14 protein-coding genes are annotated in these 15,600 nt (G+C 72.0%); 10 read left to right on the plus strand and 4 right to left on the minus strand.

The genetic code is table 11. The features are described 5' to 3' along the window. A complete protein-coding gene (locus JK363_RS23795) occupies window positions 1-2,304 on the minus strand; it encodes a transglycosylase domain-containing protein (RefSeq protein WP_201877108.1) in 2,304 nt (767 codons plus the stop codon). Between the two features lie 349 nt (window positions 2,305-2,653). Here JK363_RS23795 and JK363_RS23800 point away from each other — a divergent pair, with 349 nt between their 5' ends. The 4 genes from JK363_RS23800 (at window position 2,654) to JK363_RS23815 (ending at window position 6,152) form a co-directional block, all read left to right on the plus strand. After that, window positions 2,654-3,454, plus strand: coding sequence for an ABC transporter permease (locus JK363_RS23800; RefSeq protein ID WP_201877109.1), 801 nt, complete (start codon window positions 2,654-2,656; stop codon window positions 3,452-3,454). A gap of 70 nt (window positions 3,455-3,524) precedes the next feature. Then, window positions 3,525-4,289, plus strand: coding sequence for an ABC transporter permease (locus JK363_RS23805; protein WP_201877202.1), 765 nt, complete (start codon window positions 3,525-3,527; stop codon window positions 4,287-4,289). A 3-nt stretch (window positions 4,290-4,292) separates the two neighbouring features. Then, entirely contained in the window at window positions 4,293-5,342 is a 1,050-nt protein-coding gene (locus JK363_RS23810; protein WP_236076050.1) for an ABC transporter ATP-binding protein, read from the plus strand. Between the two features lie 36 nt (window positions 5,343-5,378). After that, window positions 5,379-6,152 carry a DUF1707 SHOCT-like domain-containing protein gene (locus JK363_RS23815; protein ID WP_236076051.1) on the plus strand — a complete coding sequence of 258 codons (774 nt, stop codon included), beginning with the start codon at window positions 5,379-5,381 and terminating at the stop codon, window positions 6,150-6,152. Window positions 6,153-6,520: 368 nt separating this feature from the next. Here JK363_RS23815 and JK363_RS23820 read toward each other — a convergent pair whose 3' ends face one another. Continuing rightward, window positions 6,521-7,828 carry an SGNH/GDSL hydrolase family protein gene (locus JK363_RS23820; RefSeq protein WP_201877110.1) on the minus strand — a complete coding sequence of 436 codons (1,308 nt, stop codon included), beginning with the start codon at window positions 7,826-7,828 and terminating at the stop codon, window positions 6,521-6,523. Window positions 7,829-8,104: 276 nt separating this feature from the next. On the opposite strand from JK363_RS23820, the gene JK363_RS23825 reads away from it, so the two are divergent. From JK363_RS23825 to JK363_RS23845, 5 genes are all read left to right on the plus strand, one after another. Next, entirely contained in the window at window positions 8,105-9,427 is a 1,323-nt protein-coding gene (locus JK363_RS23825; protein WP_236076052.1) for a DUF445 domain-containing protein, read from the plus strand. 175 nt (window positions 9,428-9,602) lie between these two features. Beyond that, window positions 9,603-10,313, plus strand: coding sequence for a class E sortase (locus JK363_RS23830; protein WP_201877206.1), 711 nt, complete (start codon window positions 9,603-9,605; stop codon window positions 10,311-10,313). Window positions 10,314-10,373: 60 nt separating this feature from the next. Further along, entirely contained in the window at window positions 10,374-10,700 is a 327-nt protein-coding gene (locus JK363_RS23835) for a DUF6412 domain-containing protein (RefSeq protein WP_201877113.1), read from the plus strand. A 146-nt stretch (window positions 10,701-10,846) separates the two neighbouring features. Next, a complete protein-coding gene (locus JK363_RS23840; RefSeq protein WP_201877114.1) occupies window positions 10,847-11,515 on the plus strand; it encodes a YidC/Oxa1 family membrane protein insertase in 669 nt (222 codons plus the stop codon). Between the two features lie 129 nt (window positions 11,516-11,644). After that, the gene (locus JK363_RS23845) at window positions 11,645-12,511 is read left to right on the plus strand and encodes a fumarylacetoacetate hydrolase family protein (RefSeq protein WP_201877116.1); all 867 of its coding nucleotides are present in this window, start codon (window positions 11,645-11,647) and stop codon (window positions 12,509-12,511) included. Between the two features lie 173 nt (window positions 12,512-12,684). On the opposite strand, the gene JK363_RS23850 is transcribed toward JK363_RS23845, so the two are convergent. Then, window positions 12,685-13,188 (minus strand): heme-degrading domain-containing protein, encoded by a 504-nt coding sequence (locus JK363_RS23850; protein ID WP_201877118.1) that lies wholly within the window; start codon window positions 13,186-13,188, stop codon window positions 12,685-12,687. Continuing rightward, window positions 13,185-14,279, minus strand: a complete 1,095-nt coding sequence (locus JK363_RS23855; protein WP_201877120.1) for a Gfo/Idh/MocA family protein — start codon at window positions 14,277-14,279, stop codon at window positions 13,185-13,187. The genes JK363_RS23850 and JK363_RS23855 overlap by 4 nt, the downstream gene beginning before the upstream one ends. A gap of 56 nt (window positions 14,280-14,335) precedes the next feature. Here JK363_RS23855 and JK363_RS23860 point away from each other — a divergent pair, with 56 nt between their 5' ends. Next, complete coding sequence (locus JK363_RS23860) at window positions 14,336-15,490, plus strand: ROK family transcriptional regulator (RefSeq protein ID WP_201877122.1); 1,155 nt, start codon at window positions 14,336-14,338, stop codon at window positions 15,488-15,490. The last annotated feature ends 110 nt before the right edge of the window (window positions 15,491-15,600 follow it).

Consider the following 15,600-nt stretch of genomic DNA (forward strand, 5'->3'; position numbering starts at 1 on the left):
TCAGCCGCCGTCCAGACCACCGCCGGGATCCGGTACTTCGCCCCCGCCTTCGTCACCCTCGCCGTCACCGGGGTCCTCCGCCGATGGCTCCCCGGTCGGGAGCCCCGTGGGCGCCTCGAAGGTCGGGACGTCGGTCGGCACGTCCGGGACGTCGGTGGGCAGGGTCGGGACCGAGGTGTCCGGCGGGGTGGGCGCCGGAGGCGTGGTCACCACCGGCGGCAGGGTGGCCGGGGCCTCGGGGGTGGTCGGGACGTCTTCCGGGGTGTCGCTGCCGTCCTCCAGCCGCAGATCGAACTCGGCCGCCGGCTTCCCCTCCAGCGCGCTCGCGGTGTACTCGGCCCAGATCTCCGCGGGGTAGTCGCCGCCGGCGACCCGCTCCAGCCCGGTCGCCCCGTACAGCGGCTTCTGCACGCCCGTATTGGAGTCCTGGCCCATCACGGCCACGACGGTTGCCAGATCCGGGGTGTAGCCCGCGAACCAGGCCGCCTTGTCCTCCTCCGCGGTGCCGGTCTTGCCCGCGGCCGGGCGCTCGGCGGCCTGGGCGGCGGTGCCGGTGCCGCCGTCGACCACGCTCTGGAGCACCTGGGTGGTGGTGTCGGCGGCGACGCGCGGAATGGCCTGCCGGCTGTCCCGGGACGGGAGCCCGACCGGCTCGCCGTCCTTGGTGATCTCCGAGACCAGCGAGTAGTGCCCGTGCTTGCCGTGGTTGGCCAGGGTCGCGTACGCCTCGGTCATGTCCAGCACGCTGGCGGTGGCCGGGCCCAGCGCGATGGAGGGGGAGGAGTGCAGATCGGGGGTCTTCGCGGGGATGCCGAGGTCGAGGGCGGTCCGCTTGACCTTGCCCGGACCGACGTCCTCGGCCATCTGCGCGTAGACCGAGTTCACCGAGTTGTCGGTGGCCGCGGTGACGTCGATGTCGCCGTAGTCGACGTTGTCCTCGTTTTCGGGGGAGTAGCCGGTCGGGCCGTCCCGGCCGATCACCTCGCGCTTGTTGTCGCCGTTGTAGAGCGTGTCCGGCGTGATCGTCTGGCCGTCCTGGGTGGTGGACCCGTAGCGCACCGCCGAGGTGAACACAAACGGCTTGAAGGTGGAGCCCACCTGGTAGTCACGGCGGGTCGCGTTGTTGACGAACTGCTTGGTGTAATCGATGCCGCCGTAGAGCGCGACCACCTTGCCGGTCTTCGGGTCGATCGAGGCGCCGCCCGCGCGGACGTAGGAGTCGACCTTCCGGTCCTTGCTGAGCTTGCTCATCAGCCGCTCGCGCACGGCCGCGGAGAAGGCGTGCTGCCGCTCGGGGTCGATCGTGGTGGTGATGCGGTAACCGCCGCGCGCCAGGGTCTGTTCGTCGATGATCCCGTTGCTGGTGAGGTAGTCCTGAACGGCCTCGATCAGATAGCCGCGCTGCCCGGACAGACCGGAGGGGGCGCGGGCCGCGGTGGGCGCGGGGAAGGTCATCTTCTGCCGCTCGGCCCGGCTCAGCCAGCCCTTCTTGACCATGCCGTCCAGGACGTAGTGCCAGCGGGCCACGGCCTGCCGCTTGTTCTGCGGGTGGGAGACGACGTCATAGGCGCTGGGAGCGTTGAGCAGGGTGGCCAGATACGCGCCCTCGGCGGTGTCCAGCTGCCCGATGTCCTTGCCGTAGTACGCCTGGGCGGCGGCCTGGATGCCGTAGGCGTTGCGCCCGAAGTAGCTGGTGTTGAGATAGCCCTCGAGGATCTTGCCCTTGCTCACCTCGCGGTCCAGCTTTATCGAGATGAAGAACTCCTTCACCTTGCGGGAGACGGTCTGCTCCTGGTCCAGGTAGTAGTTCTTCACGTACTGCTGGGTGATGGTGGAGCCGGACTGCTTGCCCTTGCCGGTGGCGGTGTTCCACCCGGCCCGGACCATCGCCACGGGGTTGATCGCCGACTCGGAGTAGAAGTCCCGGTCCTCGGCGGCCAGCACCGCGTGCTGGGTGTTCCTGGGCACCTGGCTGAGCGGGACGCTTTCCCGGTTGACCTTGCCCTCGCGGGCCAGCGGGGTGCCGTCGGAGTAGGTGAACACATTGCTCTGGGCGATGGCGGCCTTGTTGGCCGGAGGGATGTCGACGAGCAGATAGCCGGTGACGAGCCCGCCGGCGACCAGCAGAACGATCAGCAGGAAGCCGCCCAGCACCATCCGCCAGGTGGGGATCAGCCGACGCCATCCGGTGCGCTGGGGACGGTTCTTTCTGCCCTTGCCGGACCTGCCGCTGCTACTGCCTCTGCCACTCTGGGCGCCCGTGCCGGCTGCGCTGCCGACGATCAGCTGGGGCTCGTCGCTCATGTCTCCTGAGACTCCTCGGCCGCCGTCGAGGGTTGCGCCGCGGCGGAATCGTACCTGGTCGGGCGATTCGCGTTGTACGCCCCATAAAGCACTGTCGCATCATCCGTTCCGGCCCGCTTCCTTGGCGCGCACCCGTGATGGGTCTGTGACCGGCTGAACGGATGATTTCCCTCACACCTTTCGGTGAAAAATCCCTCGCCGCTCGTCCGGCAGCCGGGCTAGGCTCCTGAACTTTGGTGCCGGTGGGGCCAGTCGGGGGGTGCCGGGCGGACCGGGCAGAAAAACGGGGGAGCGTCTCAAGGGATCTCGAGGGGCCTCGAGGGGGCTCAAGGGAGGGGGGAACGGGCGGATGCGGCTGTACGCGGCCGTCGCGGTGAGCGGCTTCAAGCGCTACTCGACCTACCGGATCGCCACCGTCGCCGGGGTGTTCACCAACACCGTCTTCGGCTTCATCATCGCGTACACCTACACCGCGCTGTGGGACGAGCGCCCGCATCTGGGCGGCTACGACCTCTCCCAGGCGCTCACCTTCGTCTGGCTGGGGCAGGCGCTGCTCGCGGCCACCGCGCTGATGGGCGGCGGCTTTCAGGAGGAGCTCCAGGAGCGGATCCGCTCCGGTGACATCGCCGTGGACCTCTACCGCCCGGTCGACCTCCAGCTGTGGTGGCTGGCGGGGGATCTGGGGCGGGCGCTGTTCCAGCTGCTCGGGCGCGGTGTGGTGCCGATGCTCCTCGGAGCGCTGGCCTTCCGACTCACCCTGCCCGCCTCGCCGTTGACCTGGCTGTGGTTCCTGGTGTCGGTGACGCTCGGGGTGTGTGTGGGGTTCGCGGTGCGCTATCTGGTGGCGCTCGCCGCCTTCTGGCTGCTCGACGGCGCGGGGCTGAGCATGCTGAGCGGACTGCTGTGCCTGTTCTTCTCCGGGATGATCCTGCCGCTGCATGTCTTCCCGGGGCGGCTCGGCGAGGTGGCACGGGCCCTGCCCTGGTCGGCCATCCTCCAGGTGCCCGCCGATGTCTTCCTGGAGGAGCACCGGGGCACCGGGCTGCTGTGGGCCTTCGGCTTCCAGACGGCGTGGGCGGTGGTGCTGTTCGCGGCCGGGCGGCTGCTCCAGTCGGTCGCCACCCGGAAGGTGGTGGTCCAGGGTGGGTGAGCGTACGGCCGACCGGGCGGACGGCTCCGTAGTGCTCCAGGGCTTGCGCGCCTATGTGCTGATCGTGGGGATGTGGGTGCGCTCGACGATGGCGTACCGCACCTCGTTCCTCATCATGACGCTGGGGAACTTCGCCGCGACCGGGCTGGACTTCGTGGCCATCACGCTGATGTTCTCGCACATCGGCAGCCTCGGCGGGTTCAGCCTGCCGGAGGTCGCCCTGCTCTACGGCACCACCAGCACCGCCTTCGGTCTGGCCGATCTGCTGCTCGGCAATATGGAGCGAGTCGGCCGCCGGGTGCGCGACGGCACCATGGACACCCTGCTGGTGCGGCCGGTGCCAGTCCTGGCCCAGGTCGCCGCCGACCGGTTCTCGCTGCGCAGGCTCGGCCGGATCAGTCAGGGGGCGCTGCTGCTGGGCTGGGCGCTGGTCCGGCTGGACATCGACTGGACGGCCGACCGGGTGCTGCTGGTGCCGGTGATGCTGCTGAGCGGCGGTGCCATCTTCGGGGCGGTGTTTGTGCTCGGCGGCGCCTTCCAGTTCTGGGCCACGGACGCCAGCGAGGTGCAGAACTCGGTGACGTACGGCGGGAACACGCTGTTGCAGTATCCGCCGACGATCTTCGCCAAGGAGCTGCTGCGCGGTGTCACCTTCGTCATTCCGCTGGCGTTCGTCAACTGGCTGCCCGCGCTGCACATCCTGGGCCGCCCCGATCCGCTGGGCCTGCCCGGCTGGATCGGGTTCTGCGCGCCGCTGGTCGCGGCCGGGTGCGGTGCGCTGGCCGGGCTGGCCTGGCGGGCGGGGCTGCGGGCGTATCAGAGCACGGGGAGCTGAGCGATGAACGGGACGGGCGCTGTGGACGGTAGGGATGGTACGGACGGGACGGGCGGCTCCGGTGACGCCCTGATCGAGCTGGACGGCGTCGAGAAGGTCTTCGAGGTACGGCGCCGTGCCGGGCTGCTGCGCCGTGAGCGGCGCCAGGTGCGTGCCGTGGACGGCATCAGCTTCCGGGTGCGGCGCGGTGAGATGGTCGGCTACATCGGGCCCAACGGCGCCGGGAAGTCCACCACCATCAAGATGCTGACGGGGATTCTGCTGCCCAGCGGAGGGCGGCTGAGGGTCGCGGGGATCGATCCCGCACGGGAGCGGACCCGGCTCGCCCGCCGGATCGGAGTGGTCTTCGGCCAGCGCACCACCCTGTGGTGGGATCTGCCGCTGCGTGACTCCTACGCCCTGGTGCGGCGGATGTACCGGATTCCCGACGCCCGGTACCGGGAGAACCTGGACCGCTGTGTGGAGCTGCTGAACCTCGCCGCGCTGCTGGAGGTGCCGGTGCGTCAGCTCTCGCTCGGCCAGCGGATGCGCGGTGATATCGCGGCGGCGCTGTTGCACGATCCGGAGGTGCTGTATCTCGACGAGCCGACGATCGGGCTCGATGTGGTCAGCAAGGCGAAGGTTCGGGAGTTCCTGCGCGATCTGAACGCCGAGCGCGGCACCACCGTGCTGCTGACCACGCATGACCTCACCGATATCGAACAGCTGTGCCGACGGGTGATGGTGATCGACCACGGTCGGCTGGTCCACGACGGCGGGCTCGACGCGCTGCACGCGGTGGGGGAGAGCGAACGCACGCTGGTGGTCGACCTGGAGCGGGAGATGCCGCCCATCGAGATCCCCGGTGCCCGCACGGTACGGGTCGAAGGGCCCCGGCAGTGGCTGGCGTTCCCGGCGACCAGCAGCGCGGCGCCCGTGGTCGCGGCGGTGGCCGACGGCTATCCGCTGGTGGATCTGTCCCTGCGGGAGCCGGACATCGAGGACGTCATCGCGCGCATGCTGGTCCCCGGCCGTGCGGCGGCCGGTGACGACGTCCGCGGCACGGATACCTGACCCGCCGAGCTGGGCGGCCGCCATTACGCTGTCCGCATGACAAGCGCTGGTTCTTCCCAGGGGGCGAGCCCCGACATCCCGGGCGAATCCCAGATGCGGGCCTCCGATGCCGAGCGCGAGCGCATCGCCGAGGTGCTCCGGGAAGCCGTCGCCGAAGGCCGCCTCGACATGGAGGAGTTCGAGGAGCGGCTGGACGCGGCCTACACGGCGCGTACCCACGCCCAGCTGGAGCCGCTGGTCCGCGACCTCCCGGTGCCCGGAACCACCCCCGGCGCGCTGTCCGCGCCCGAGAGCTGTGGGGACGGGGACGGGCGGATCGGGGGCACGCCCACCTCCCGCATGGCCGTCGCCATCATGGGCGGCTTCCAGCGCAAGGGCACCTGGACCGCACCGCGCAACTTCACCGCCTTCACGCTCATGGGCGGCGGGGAGATCGATCTGCGCGAGGCCCGTTTCGAAGACCGCGAGACGGTGATCCGCTGCTTCGCCCTCATGGGCGGGGTACAGGTCATCGTGCCGCCGGACATCGAGACGCATGTGGGCGGCATCGGCATCATGGGCGGCTTCGACCAGAGCGGGGAGGCCGACGGCGACCCCGGCGCGCCCCGGGTGACCGTGACCGGGCTGGCGATCTTCGGCGGGGTCAGCGTGGAGCGCAAGCTGCGCAAGGCGGAGGCGCGGCGGCTGAAGGCCGAACGCCGCCAGCTCAAGTCCGAGCGCAAGGAGCTGGCGCGGGCCGAGCGGCGGGAGCGCAAGGAGGGGCGGCGAGTGTCCTTCGAGAAGGACCGGCCGCGGGAGGACCGGGACTGAGGCGCTCCGGCCGGGGCAGGGTACGCCGCGTCCTGGCGGACCGCCTCGCGGGGCCCGGCGAGTGAGCCGAGTACGGTGCACCGTCGACAGGGGCTGAGGCGCTCCGGCCGGGGCAGGGTACGCCGCGTCCTGGCGGACCGCCTCCCGGGGCCCGGCGAGTGAGCCGAAGGGGCGCGCCGCTGTCGTAAGGGAGAGCGCGCGGAGGCCCTGAGGCACGAAGGGTCGAGCACGGTCGACTGTCGGCAGGGGCTTTGGCGCCCTGGAGGCGAACCGAGCCCTCAAAAGGGGGGTCGAGCACGGTCGACTGTCGGCAGGGGCTTTGGCGCCCTGGAGGCGAACCGAGCCCTCAAAAAAGGGGGCCGCGCGCCTTACAGCTCGGCTGCCGCGGTGCCCTTCAGGTGGTCCAGGTTCAGCGACTGCGCCATCGCCCGGTAGCCCGCGTCGCTCGGGTGCAGATGGTCGCCCGAGTCGTAGACGGGCCGCAGCCGCAGCGGGCTGATCGGGTCGCGCAGCGCCTTGTCGAAGTCCACGACCTCGTCGAAGACCTTGCCGGAGCGGATCTGGGCGTTGATCTGCTCCCGTACGGCGTCCAGCCGCGGGGTGTAGCCGCGGTGGCCGTAGAACGGGGTCAGGGTGGCGCCGACGACCCGCATACCCCGGGCGTGGGCCTGCTCGGTCATCCGCTTCAGCCCGGCCACGATCTTGTTCGGGTCGGTCTGATGGGGGATACGGAGTATGTCGTTGATGCCCAGCTCGATGACCACGGCCTTCACACCGGTGCGGGAGAGCACATCGCGGTTGAACCGGGAAAGTCCGCTGGGGTTGTTGGGCGGGTACTGGGTGCCGTCGCTCAGCACGCGGTTGCCGCTGATCCCCTGGTTGAGCACGCCCAGCCGGGGCGCTCCGGGCTCGGTGCGCAGCCGCTCGGCGAGGAAGTCGGTCCACCGGCGGTTGGCCCCGGCGGTGGAGGTGATGCCGTCGGTGATCGAGTCGCCGATCACGGCGACCGAGCCCTGTGCCTCCTTGGACCACACGTCCACGCCGGTCAGATAGCGCCAGTACGGGCTCTGCTCGGTGTACGCCGCGCCCGCGGTGTCTTCCGTACGGTCGCCGCGCGCCATGTAGGAGGTCTGGCGGGCGTGTGGGTGGTAGGTGACCGAGCCGGACGCCTGCGGGGCGTAGGTGGTGACCAGCAGATCCGCGGCGTCCGGGATGGTGAGCCGGACCGGGTCGCTGGTGGCCGCCTTGCCGGGCGGAATGGTCACCCAGGAGCGGTTGCCGAAGGTGAGGCGGCGCATCGTACCGGTCGCGGCGGTGGGATTGCTGGGCGCGGCCGCCAGCGCCAGCGAGGCATGCGTGATCGTCAGCGGGCGGGCGCTGTAGAAGTTGGAGAGCTGGATCCGGGCGCTGGAGCCGCCGACGCTGCTGCGCACCACATTCCGTATCGACATGCCGGACAGCCCGCGGAGCGTGGCCCTCGGCTCGGCGGCGGCCGCCGAGGTGGACCAGGTGCCGACCCAGGAACCGGACGAGGCCGGGTCGGCGGAACCGCGGGTGCGGGCATCGGTGTCCATGTCGCCCTTGTCGCCACCGAGCCCGACGAATATCGCGGTCGAGACGAGGATCACCACGGCCGCCAGCGCAGCGAGCACGGTATAGCCCGTGCGTCTGGGCATAGAAGGCACGCTCATGGGCGGGTTGTCTCCTCGGGCGGCGGAGCCCGGGGCTCCGATACGTGGACAGGAACTGCGAGTGTGTCAGCAGCGCCGAAAGGGTCCGGTCGGTCCCCCCATGATCCCACGGCGGGCTATGGGTCCGCCCGTCGGCCTTCCCCCAAGTGTGCGGGGTCGCTACCCCGGACAGACGACGGGAACTCGCCGTTCGTTCCACAAGTGGGGGACTGAAACAGGAAAGAGACAATGCATGAGGGGCAGCGCGACCGGGTGGAGCGAATGAACCGGACAACAGCGGGTGATACGGCGCACAGACCGCCCGGCGGCGGTCCGGGCGGCCTCATCGCGGACACCCCGCTCGACCAGGAGCGTCGGCGTGGTGTGCGGCGGATGAAGACGCTCGCCACCGGCATGCTGCTCGCCGTCGCGCTGGTGTACACCCTCGCCAAGTGGGCAGCGTCCTCCGGGGCCGGCGGCTGGACGGGATATGTCGCCGCGGCGGCCGAGGCGGGCATGGTCGGTGCGCTGGCCGACTGGTTCGCGGTCACCGCGCTGTTCCGGCGGCCGATGGGGCTGCCCATCCCGCACACCGCCATCATTCCCACCAAGAAGGACCAGTTCGGGAGCGCCCTGGGCGAGTTCGTCGGGGAGAACTTCCTCTCCGGCGACGTCGTCCGGATGCGGCTGCGCTCGGTCGGCATCGCCGAACGCCTCGGCACCTGGCTGGCCGAACCCCCGCACGCCGACCGGGTGACGGACGAGCTGGCCACCGCGCTGCGCGGTGCGCTCACGGTGCTGCGCGACTCCGATGTGCAGGCGGTGGTGGGCGAGGCCATCACCCGCCGGGCCGACGCCCAGGAGATCGCGCCGGGCCTCGGCAAGCTGCTGGCGCACATCGTCGCGGACGGCGGCCACCACCGCGCCGTGGACCTGGTGTGTCTGCGCGCCCACGACTGGCTGGTCGAGCACAACGAATCGGTGATGGACGCGGTGACCGGCGGCGCCCCCGGCTGGACGCCGCGGTTCGTGGACCGCAAGGTGGGCGAGCGGGTCTACCGGGAACTGCTGCGCTTTGTGAGTGAGATGCGTGACATGCCCGCCCATCCGGCGCGCGGCGCCGTGGACCGTTTCCTCACCGACTTCGCCGAGGACCTCCAGACGCACACCGACACCCGGGCGCGGGTCGAGCGGCTGAAGCGGGAGGTGCTGGGACGCGCCGAGGTGCAGGATCTGATCGCCTCGACCTGGGCCTCGGTCCGTTCGATGATCGTCGCGGCGGCCGAGGACGAGCGCAGTGAGCTGCGGCGCAGGGCGCGGACGGCCATTCTGTCGCTGGGCACACGGATGATGACGGACACACGGCTGCGCGGCAAGGTCGACGGCTGGCTGGAAGACGCCGCCGTCTATGTGGTGACGACCTATCGGGACGAGATCACTTCGCTGATCACCGAGACGGTGGCGGGGTGGGACGCCGAGCACACCTCACGCAAGATCGAGGCCCATATCGGGCGGGATCTCCAGTTCATCCGGATCAACGGCACCGTGGTGGGCGCGCTCGCCGGGCTGGTCATCTACACGCTCTCGCGCGCGCTGGGCGGTTGACGTCGGCACGTCTCTGGCAGGTGTGAGCGGCAGGGCCTATGGTGCCCCTCCCCGGAGGGAGACCGGTGTGCGACGTCAACGAGGCCAGGGGCCGCGGGAGCGGTGGTTACGGCGCAGTGGCGCACGGCGGGGGCGGCGTGCGGTGGCCGCCCGGGTGCTGTGGACCGCGGGTGAAATGGCGGTCACCCTCGGGCTTGTTGTGCTGCTCTTCGTCGTCCATCAGCTGTGGTGGACCAACCGTCAGGCGCATCAGGGCGCCCAGCGCGAGGTGGCGGCCCTGGAGCGGGAGTGGCGTACCGGGGGCCACGACACCACCGCACCGGACGCGGGCCCGCGGGACTCCTCCCCGGGGCGGGGCCCGGACCACGAACGCGCCACCACGGCCCGCACCGGCCCGGGGGCCGGTGGCGCCCGCGCCCCGCGGCGGGACCAGTCGTACGCCGTGCTGCGCATCCCGCGCATCGGGCTGACGGTCCCGGTCGCCGAGGGCGTCAGCCGGTCCGCCGTGCTCAACAAGGGGTACGTGGGCCACTACCCGGGCACCGCCCAGCCCGGCCGGGCGGGGAACGTCGCGCTCGCCGGGCACCGCAACACCCACGGTGAGCCGTTCCGGCAGCTCGACGAGGTGCGCCGCGGGGACACGGTGCGCATCGACACCGCGGAGGCCCGCTACACCTATGTGGTCGAGCGCACCGTGCCGCGGACCTCGCCGTCCGACGGCACGGTGATCGCGAAGGTGCCGTACAGCTCGGCCCATCCGCGGCAGCGCTACACCGCGCCCGGCTACTACCTCACCCTGACCACCTGCACCCCCGAATTCACCTCCCGCTACCGGCTGGTGGTGTGGGGGCGGCTGAAGACGGCAGTACCGCGCACGGCCGGGTAGGGCGCGGGGACGCTTACACTGAACGGACCAAAGTGACGGGGGAGTAGGGGGAACGGCGGGATGACCCACCGGTTCGAGCGGCTGCGGATGCACCTGGGTGTGTGTCTGTTCCTGCTGACCGGCGCCCTGCTGACCCAGACCGGGCTGGTGAGCGCGGTCGCGTTCGCCGCCACCACGGCCGCCACCGCCGCCGTCGCGGCGGCGCTGCTGACCCGCGCGTTGCTGGCCTCCCACGGCCGGGTGCCCACCCCGCCGGGCCGGATCCGCACCGCGATCAGGGACCGGGAGCGCCGTACCGCCTTTCTGCCCCAGCGGGATCCGGACGCCTCGGGCCGCCCGAGGCCGCGAGCGCCCGGCCGTCGTCCGTTGACGGCCGCGCAGGCGTAACGCGCAGGGCCGCACGGGCCTTACGCACCGGCGCATCTCCACCCGTACCGCCACGCCGCGCGGTTCGTCACGCCGATTCACCCATCCGGCCACCGGTCATCCGGTCATCCGGCCGTCCGGCACGACGAGATCCGCGGAGTTCTCCCATGTCTCTTTTCTCCTGCCTCGGCACCCTGTTGTCCACCATCGCCGATCAACTCGACCCGCTCTTCGGGGCGTCCGCGACGGCCGCCGCGATCGTGGTCTTCACCCTCTGTGTCCGCGCCGCGCTGCATCCGCTGACCCGCGCGGCGGTGCGCGGTGAGAAGGCACGGGCCCGGCTGGCCCCGAAGTTCGCCGAGGTGAGCCGCCGCCACCGGGACGACCCCGAGCGGATGCGGCGCGCCCTGGGCGAGTTGCGAGCCAAGGAGGGTGCCTCGCCGATGGCGGGCTGTCTTCCGGCCCTCGTCCAGCTCCCCGTCTTCTTCGTCATGTACCACGTCTTCTCCACCGGCAGCGGCGCCGGTGACCTGCTCGACCACACCCTGGCGGGCGCCCCGCTCGGCGGCCGGTGGGACGGGGCGCTGGACGGTTCGCGGGGGCTGGTCCACCTCGCCCTCTTCACCCTGATCGCGGCGGTGGCGACGTGGACCTGGTGGCGCGCCCGCAAGACGGTCGTGCCCGGCGCGCCCGGCATGGCCCGTGTGCTGCCGCTGCTGTCCTTCGGCACCCTCGTCACCGCCGCCGTGGTCCCGCTGGCGGCGGGTCTGTACCTCGCGACCAGTACGACATGGACGGCGGTGGAGCGGGCGCTGCTGCACCGCGGCGGAAGCTGACGCCCGGGCCGGGTCGGCGGCCTCCGGTCCGGTCTGTGAACAAGGTCTTGCGGAGTGGACAGAGCTCTTGGAGGATCGTCCGACCCGGCCGTCCCCCGGACTTGCCCCTTCGACCACGGGAGTCGTGAGATGAAGCTGCTGCGTGTGGGACCGGCGGGCGCGGAACGCCCGGCACTGCTGGATGCCTCGGGCACCCTGCGCGACCTGTCCGGCCTGGTCCCGGACATCGACGGCGCCCTGCTCGCCGATGACGCCGCCCTCGCCCGGATCCGCGAGGCGGCGTCGGCGCAGGGCGCCGGGGCGCTGCCCGCGATCGACGACGGCGGGGTGCGGATCGGCCCGCCGCTCGCCCGTATCGGCAAGATCGTGTGCATCGGGCTGAACTACCACGACCACGCCACCGAGACCGGCGCCGCCCTCCCGCAGGAGCCGATCCTCTTCATGAAGGCACCGGACACGGTCGTCGGCCCGCAGGACACCGTGCTGGTCCCGCGCGGCAGCGCGAAGACCGACTGGGAGGTCGAACTCGCCGTGGTCATCGGCCGTACCGCGCGCTATCTCGACTCCGACGAGGCGGCCCTCGCCGCGGTCGCGGGCTACGCCATCGCCCATGACGTCTCCGAGCGCGCCTTCCAGATCGAGCGCGGCGGCCAGTGGGACAAGGGCAAGAACTGCGAGACGTTCAACCCCCTGGGCCCCTGGCTGGTGACCGCCGACGAGATCCCCGATCCGCAGTCGCTGGGCCTGCGGCTGTGGGTCAACGGCGAGCTCCAGCAGAACGGCACCACGGCGGATCAGATCTTCGGGGTCGCCCAGGTGGTCCGCTATCTCAGCCAGTTCATGACCCTCTACCCGGGCGACATCATCAACACCGGCACCCCGGCGGGGGTGGCCCTGGGCCGTCCCGAACCCAAGCCGTATCTGCGCGCGGGCGATGTGGTCGAGCTGGAGATCGACGGACTGGGCCGCCAGCGCCAGGAGTTGAAGGACGCGTAGCGCCTACCGCGCTGCGGGAGGCGGGGTGAGGGTGTCGCTTGTCCCTCCGGGTGCGTCGTCCGCGGGTGCGTCGTGGCTGGTCGCGCCCACGCGGCGGAGCCGCACATCGACACAGCCCCGCGCCCCTTCGGGGCGCGGCGGCCCCGCCGTACGCCGGTCGGGCCGTGACGGACTCAGGCCGTCGCCGACAGATGGCGCTCCAGCGCCTCCACCACCAGCGCGTGGTCCTCCGCCTGCGGAAGGCCCGATACCGCGACCGCGCCGATGACGCCGGTGCCCGTCACATGGAGCGGGAAGGCGCCGCCGTGGGCCGCGTAGCGGTCCGGGTCCAGGCGCGAGGACTCCTCGAAGGTGGTGCCCTTGGCCCGGAAGCGGGCGCCCACGAGATACGAGGCGGCGCCGTAGTGCTCCACCACCCGGCACTTGCGGTCCAGCCAGGCGTCGTTGTCCACGCTGGTGCCGGGCAGCGCGCGGTGGAAGAGACGCTGTCCGGCGCGGCGCACCGAGATGGTGACGGCCGCGCCGCGCTCCCGGGCGAGGTCGGCGATCAGACAGCCGAGCCGCCAGGCGTCGTCGTTGTCCAGCCGGGGCAGCCGCAGCCGGCGCTCCTGCTCCTCCAGCCGGGCGATCAGATCGCCCGCCGCGTCGGCGCGTTGAACGGTGGAGTGCGTGCTCATGCCGTGGCCTCCAGAGGGACCGTACGGCGCTCGGCGGCCGACAGCCGGGCCGCCTCCAGGACGTGCAGGGCCGCCGCGGCCTCGGCGGCGGTGACCGGCGGGCGGCCGCCGTCGCGCAGGGCGTCGGCCACGCCCGCGTAGTAGGCCGGATAGTCGCCGGGCAGGGTCGGTACGGGGAGACCACCGCCGGTCAGCGGCGATTCCCCCGCACCCAGCCGGCCCCAGGCGCCCTCCGGTTCGGCGCCCCACTCGATGCCGTTCGCCGGGCGCCGGCCCTCGCGGAGGGCGGCCTCCTGGGGGTCCAGGCCGTACTTCACATAGCCGGCCTCGCTGCCCAGCACCCGGAAGCGCGGGCCGAGTTGGGCCGTGATGGCGCTCATCCACAGATGGGAGCGGACGCCGCCGGCGTGGGTGAGGGCGATGAAGGTGTCGTCGTCGGTCTGCGCGCCGGGGCGGCGTACGTCGACCTCGGCGTAGACGGAGACGACCGGGCCGAAGAGGGTGAGCGCCTGGTCGACCAGATGACTGCCCAGGTCGTAGAGGAGTCCACCGACCTCGGCCGGGTCGCCGGACTCCCGCCAGCCGCCCTTGAGCTGGGGCCGCCACCGCTCGAAGCGGGACTCGAAGCGCTGGACATGGCCGAGCGCGCCATCGGCGATCAGCTTGCGGAGAGTACGGAAGTCGTTGTCCCAGCGGCGGTTCTGGAAGACGCTCAGCAGCAGTCCGCGCGCGTCCGCGAGCGCGGCCAGCTCCTCGGCCTCGGTGGCGGTCGCGGCGAGCGGCTTGTCCACCACGACCGGCAGCCCCGCCTCGAGGGCGGCGCGGGCCAGCGGCACATGGGTGCGGTTCGGGGAGGCGACGACGATCAGATCCAGCTCGTCCGCGCGGCCCCACAGCTCGTCGGCGGAGTCCGCCAGGACGACGTCCGGGTACGCGGCGCGGGCCTGTCGCTGCCGCTCGGGGCTGGAGGTCACGACGGTGTCGAGGACGAGGCCGTCGGTGGCCGCGATCAGGGGCGCGTGGAAGACGGAGCCCGCCAGGCCGTAGCCGATCAGTGCGACGCGGAAGGCGCTGTTGTGGTGGTCGTCCATGGGAGTCACTTTGACAACACTGTTGCGAAAGTGCAAGCGAGCGCCACAATGGAAGAGTGAACGGTTCCATTTCCGGGGCGACCGGGTCCGGCGCCAATCTGTCCGCCCTGCGCAGCCATAATGCCGCGCTGGTCCTCGGCCTGCTGCGGGACGCGGGCGAGGAGGGCGCCAGCCGGCTGGAGCTGGCCGACCGCACCGGCCTCACCCCGCAAGCCGTCAGCAAGATCACCGCCCGGCTGAGGGCGGAGGGCCTGGCCACCGAGGCCGGGCGCCGCCCTTCCACCGGCGGAAAGCCGCGCACCGTGCTCCGGCTGGTCCCCGGCGCCCGCCACGCCATCGGGCTCCACCTCGACCGCGACGAGATGACAGCCGTCCTCGTCGACCTCGCGGGCACCCCGGTGGCCGTACGGACGGGCGACTTCGACTTCGGCGCGGGGGCCGAGCGGGCGCTGACCGCCGCCTCGACCCAGGTCCGGGCCCTGATCGAGGACGCGGGCGAGCTGCTGGCCCCGGCCGTGGACCTGGCCGCGGCGGCGGACGACGAGAGCGGAGACCAGGCGGCCCAGGGCGGACTGCTCGGGGTCGGTGTCGCCGCGCCCGGCCCGCTCGACCACAGCGCCGGGGTGCTGCACCGGGTCACCGGCTTCCCTCAGTGGGACGGCTTCCAACTGCGTGACGCGCTCGCGCGGCGGCTCGGCCTCCCCGTCGTCCTCGACAAGGACACCAACGCCGCCGCGCTCGGCCTGGTGACCGCGGAGTCGTCCGCGTATCTGCACCTGGGCACCGGTCTGGGCGCCGGGCTCGTGCTCGGCGGGGACGTCTACCGGGGCTCGCGGACGGACGCGGGGGAGTTCGGCCACCAGGTGATCCAGCTGGACGGCCCGCGGTGCGGCTGCGGCAACCGCGGCTGTCTGGAGGCGCTGTGCCTGGCCGCCGTCGCACGCGGCGAGACCGCTGTGGCGGCCCGGCTGCTCGGCATCGGCGCGGCCAACCTGGTGCGGCTGCTCGACATCGACCGGGTGCTGCTCGGCGGCCGGGTGGTGCTCGCCGACCCCGAGCCGTACGTCCACGGGGTGTCCATGATGCTGGCCGAGGACTCCGCACGCGCCAGCCGTCCCATCATTCCCGTGGAGGTCGTGGAGCGCGGCAACCGCGCGGTGGTCGAGGGCGCGGCCCAGCTCGTGCTCGCGCCGCTCTTCGCCCGCGGCTGACGGGTGCGGGCCGGCGGGCGGGCGAGCCGAGGCGGGTCCGACTAGGCCGATCGTGTGGGTTGTTGAGGGCCAGACGAGGGCAATCGGCGGCTTGTGCGGTGTGTCGGCGT

It is taken from the genome of Streptomyces coffeae (assembly GCF_016741875.1).
GTDB classification, from domain to species: Bacteria; Actinomycetota; Actinomycetes; order Streptomycetales; family Streptomycetaceae; genus Streptomyces; species Streptomyces coffeae.